This window comes from Pseudomonas sp. NDM (assembly GCF_003105095.1).
Classification (GTDB): domain Bacteria; phylum Pseudomonadota; class Gammaproteobacteria; order Pseudomonadales; family Pseudomonadaceae; genus Aquipseudomonas; species Aquipseudomonas moraviensis_A.
This window is the reverse complement of sequence record NZ_QETJ01000267.1, coordinates 1-3,662: the sequence shown is the minus strand read 5'-3', so window position 1 is coordinate 3,662 and position 3,662 is coordinate 1. Positions and strand designations below refer to the sequence as shown.

The 3,662-nt window shown below is 59.8% G+C and carries 6 protein-coding genes; all 6 read left to right on the top strand.

The window, feature by feature from the left end; translation table 11 throughout:
* The first annotated feature begins 129 nt into the window (after nt 1-129).
* The 6 genes from tusD to DCO47_RS26125 all read left to right on the top strand — a co-directional run bounded on the left by tusD (nt 130) and on the right by DCO47_RS26125 (nt 3,597).
* Nucleotides 130-522: a sulfurtransferase complex subunit TusD gene (gene tusD, locus DCO47_RS26150; protein WP_042609397.1), complete on the top strand. Its 393-nt coding sequence runs from the start codon at nt 130-132 to the stop codon at nt 520-522.
* Between the two features lie 2 nt (nt 523-524).
* A complete protein-coding gene (gene tusC / locus DCO47_RS26145) occupies nt 525-881 on the top strand; it encodes a sulfurtransferase complex subunit TusC (RefSeq protein WP_042609231.1) in 357 nt (118 codons plus the stop codon).
* Nucleotides 881-1,174 (top strand): sulfurtransferase complex subunit TusB, encoded by a 294-nt coding sequence (gene tusB / locus DCO47_RS26140; RefSeq protein WP_116659238.1) that lies wholly within the window; start codon nt 881-883, stop codon nt 1,172-1,174. Before tusC ends, tusB begins: the two co-directional genes overlap by 1 nt.
* Complete coding sequence (locus DCO47_RS26135; RefSeq protein WP_116659237.1) at nt 1,171-1,506, top strand: TusE/DsrC/DsvC family sulfur relay protein; 336 nt, start codon at nt 1,171-1,173, stop codon at nt 1,504-1,506. Before tusB ends, DCO47_RS26135 begins: the two co-directional genes overlap by 4 nt.
* Nucleotides 1,503-2,504 (top strand): glycosyl transferase family protein, encoded by a 1,002-nt coding sequence (locus DCO47_RS26130; RefSeq protein WP_116659236.1) that lies wholly within the window; start codon nt 1,503-1,505, stop codon nt 2,502-2,504. The genes DCO47_RS26135 and DCO47_RS26130 overlap by 4 nt, the downstream gene beginning before the upstream one ends.
* A 91-nt stretch (nt 2,505-2,595) precedes the next feature.
* Nucleotides 2,596-3,597: a glutathione S-transferase family protein gene (locus tag DCO47_RS26125; RefSeq protein ID WP_116659235.1), complete on the top strand. Its 1,002-nt coding sequence runs from the start codon at nt 2,596-2,598 to the stop codon at nt 3,595-3,597.
* The last annotated feature ends 65 nt before the right edge of the window (nt 3,598-3,662 follow it).

Genomic DNA, 3,662 nt, shown 5'->3' with positions numbered 1-3,662 from the left:
ACGTTTTGTGGATGACACACCGCTATCGCGAGCAGGCTCACTCCTACAAAGGCATCGCGTAAAACTGAGGTTTCGCGGCTGCTGCAATAAAGCTTTATCATGGCCGCAGTTTCGCTGATCGAGTTCATCATGAAGTTCGCCATTGCGCTGTTTTCCGCCGCCCATGCGCCCTCCTCGCGCCGTGCCCTGCTGTTTGCCCAGGCCGCGCTGGCCGGCGGGCACGAGATTGTCCGGCTGTTTTTCTATCAGGACGGCGTGTTCAACGCCTCCGATGCAGTGGTGACGCCACAGGATGAACCGGACTTGCCCAAGCAATGGCGCGCCTTTATCAACGATAAGCAACTCGATGGCGTGGTTTGCATCGCCGCCGCACTTCGCCGTGGTGTATTGAACGAAGAAGAAGCCAAGCGTTACCAGCGTGATGCGATTTCGCTAAGCGCGCCGTGGGAATTGTCCGGTCTTGGTCAGTTGCACGACGCCGTGCAGGACGCTGACCGTCTTGTCTGTTTCGGAGGCGCGTGAACATGGCCAAATCGCTGTTGATCATCAGTCGCCAATCGCCCTGGTCCGGCCCCGGCGCGCGGGAAGCGCTGGACATAGTGCTCGCCGGGGGCGCCTTCGATTTGCCGATCGGCCTGCTGTTTCTCGATGACGGCGTGCTGCAACTGGCCGCCGGGCAGAACGCCAAGGCCCTGCAGCAGAAAGACCTCAGCGCCAACCTGCAGGCGTTGCCGATGTTTGGTGTCGAGGAGCTGTTCTATTGCGCAGAAAGCGCCCACGCGCGCGGTCTTGGCCAACTGTCGCTGGACGAAGCGCAGCCGCTTGCCACCGATCAAATCACCGCCCTTATTGACCGTTACGACCAGGTGATCACCCTCTGATGTCGACTTTGCATGTGTTGTCTCATTCCCCGTTCGGCGACGACCGCCTGACCAGTTGCCTGCGCCTGCTCGGCAGCGCCGATGCGGTTTTGCTGTCTGGTGATGCGGTGTATGCCCTGCAACCGGACACTGTGCCGTTCTCTGCCCTGCAAGCACGGCCAGCCAATCTGTTTGTATTGGTTGAAGACGCTCAGGCCCGTGCGATCGAGGTTCCGGATTGGGCTGAAGCCATCGATTATCCGGCCTTCGTCGAGCTGTCGGTCCGTCACGCCAAGGTCAACAGCTGGCTATGAATTCGATGAACGTCGGCGCCCGCGCCATCGAACTGGACAAAGACGGCTTTCTCGTCGACCTCAGCGACTGGTCGGCCGAAGTCGCCAGCGCCCTTGCCGCCGCCGAGGACATCGAGTTGACCCCCGAACACTGGGAAGTCCTCGAACTGCTGCGCAGCTTCTACGCCGAATTCCAGCTGTCCCCGGCCACGCGGCCGCTGATCAAGTACACCGCGTTGAAGCTCGGCGCGGACAAAGGCAACAGTCTGCACTTGAATCGACTGTTCAAAGGCACCCCTGCCAAACTCGCCGCGAAGCTGGCGGGCCTGCCCAAACCAACGAATTGCCTATGACCGACTTTCCAGCATTGACCCTCGAAACGCCTGCCGAGCATCCGTTCGCGCAATTCGTACGGATTCTCGGCAAAGGCAAACGCGGCGCCCGCGACCTGACGCGTGAGGAAGCCCGCGAGGCTATGGGCATGGTGCTTGACGATCAGGTTGAAGATACGCAACTCGGCGCCTTCCTGATGTTGCTGCGGCACAAGGAAGAAAGCGCCGAGGAAATGGCCGGTTTCACCGAGGCGCTGCGCCAACGCTTGCAGGCGCCGGCAATGAATGTCGATCTGGACTGGCCGACCTACGCCGGCAAAAAACGCCATCTGCCGTGGTACCTGCTGGCAGCCAAATGTCTCGCACAGAATGGCGTGCGCATCTTCATGCATGGCGGCGGTGCGCACACGGCCGGGCGTCTGTACAGCGAACAACTGCTGGGCGAACTGAACATTCCCCTGTGCCGCAACTGGCAGCAGGTCGGAACGGCACTGGACAACGGCGGCCTGGCCTTTATGCCGCTGGTGGACTGGGCGCCGCAGTTGCAGAAGATGATCGACCTGCGCAACACCCTCGGCCTGCGTTCACCGATCCACTCGCTGGCGCGGATTCTCAATCCGCTGGGCGCGCGTTGTGGCCTGCAAAGCATTTTCCATCCGGGCTACCAGGCGGTGCACCGCGATGCCAGCGGTTTGCTTGGCGATACGGCGATCGTGGTCAAGGGCGACGGTGGTGAAATCGAGATCAACCCCGACGCGACCAGCCATCTCTACGGCACTACCGGCGGTCAGAGCTGGGACGAAGAATGGCCACAGTTGTCAGCGCAACGCCACGTCAAACCCGCCTCGCTGGACATCGAACACTTGAAAGCCGTGTGGCGTGGCGACGTGGTCGACAGTTACCCGCAAATGGCCTTGATTGCGACCATGGCCCTCGCCCTGCGCGGCCTTGGTCAAAATCGTGAACAGGCGTTCATCACCGCCGAGCAATATTGGGCAGCACGCAACACATCGATCTAACCGATCATTAGCGCCCGATCTTTGCGCTTTTTGTTCGAACTCATCGGAATAGACTCGACTCCAACGCATATTGGTTTTGGGAGTCTTGATCATGGGTTTACTCGTCGACGGCCACTGGCAGGACAAGTGGTACGAAAGCAGCAAGGACGGCGCATTCCAGCGCGAGCAAGCGCAGCGACGCAACTGGGTAACCAGCGACGGCCAGCCCGGCCCCAGCGGCGAAGGCGGTTTCGCGGCCGAAGCCGGGCGCTACCACCTCTACGTTTCCCTTGCCTGCCCTTGGGCGCATCGCACGCTGATCCTGCGCAAACTCAAAGGGCTGGAAAGCCTGATCGACGTTTCGGTCGTCAGCTGGCTGATGCTGGAAAACGGCTGGACCTTTGACAAGGCGCTCGGCTCGACCGGTGACAAGCTTGATGGCTTCGAATTCATGCATCAGCGCTATACCGCTGACACGCCTGACTACACCGGGCGTGTGACGGTGCCAGTGCTGTGGGACAAGAAACTCAAGCGCATCGTCAGCAATGAATCAGCGGAAATCATCCGCATGTTCAACAGCGCGTTCGACGATCTCACCGGCAACGATCTGGACTTTTACCCAGAGCCGCTACGCAACGAGATCGATGCACTGAACGAACGGATCTATCCAGCGGTGAACAACGGTGTCTACCGCGCCGGTTTTGCCACGTCGCAGCAGGCCTACGAACAGGCATTCGATGAAGTATTTGCCGAGCTGGATCATCTTGAGCAACTGCTGGGTGCCAATCGCTACCTGAGCGGGGAATACCTGACCGAAGCCGATGTGCGTCTGTTCACCACGATGATTCGCTTTGACGCGGTGTATCACGGCCACTTCAAGTGCAACCTGCGGCGGATTGCCGATTACCCGAACCTGTCGAACTGGCTGCGTGAGATGTATCAGTGGCCGGGGATTGCCGAAACGGTGGATTTTCAGCACATCAAGCATCACTACTACGGCAGTCACAAGACGATTAACCCGACGGGCGTTGTACCGAAGGGGCCGGAGCAGGATTTCAGCATGGCGCACGATCGGGCGCGGTTGATTGGGAAAGGGGTTTGGCGCAGGGGCTAACCACAAAAGCAAAAGATCGCAGCCTTCGGCAGCTCCTACATGAGAATGCGTTCCCTGTAGGAGCT